1 protein-coding gene and 1 pseudogene are annotated in these 518 nt (G+C 45.8%); both read right to left on the bottom strand.

The window, feature by feature from the left end; genetic code table 11:
• Window positions 1-413, bottom strand: a pseudogene (locus tag J7R10_RS08530) (late control protein); the annotation flags it as partial.
• The coding region (locus J7R10_RS08525; RefSeq protein ID WP_208436465.1) for a tail protein X at window positions 404-518 on the bottom strand (115 nt) is incomplete at its 5' end. The gene J7R10_RS08525 and the pseudogene J7R10_RS08530, both read right to left, overlap by 10 nt.

Below are 518 nucleotides of genomic sequence, written 5' to 3'. Positions count from 1 at the left end.
TTTGCTTGATAACCATGGCGTTTGGCCAGGGTTTCAACAATCTCGCCAACGGTTTTGTGATCAAAATGTTCACTTGTTTGTTCTTTGAGTTCTTTACGCATTGAGGCGCTTTTGCCACAAAGGCGCAAGATCTCTCCATCACTGCCCCCGATACTGACAACCGATTCGACAACAAAACGCCCCATAAAAGCACTGATGCTGTTCTCATAGCCAAAGATCACCTGCAGAGCGCTATTGCTTTGCGGAACCTCTAAATCATTACCACGATCGTCAAACTCCGCTTCAAATGTATCGGCTTCATTACCGGCATGATCGGTAATGGTGGCGCTAAGAAGACGCTGGTAAAAAACCTCATGCACGGGTTTGTCTTCCACCTTGACCACAATAAAAGGATATGTGCGCATTAATCCCATAACCGCTTCACCATGCTTTGGAGATTGTGAAGTGCGAATTCAGGCAAAATAACCTTTAAACCGCGTGGTAAAAGCACACCATATTGGGCAATCTCTGGATTGGCT

The organism is Bartonella vinsonii subsp. berkhoffii ATCC 51672 (assembly GCF_902825225.1).
Lineage (GTDB): Bacteria > Pseudomonadota > Alphaproteobacteria > Rhizobiales > Rhizobiaceae > Bartonella > Bartonella berkhoffii.
Note: the sequence above shows the minus strand (reverse complement) of the source record. Positions and strands in the feature narration are given on the sequence as shown.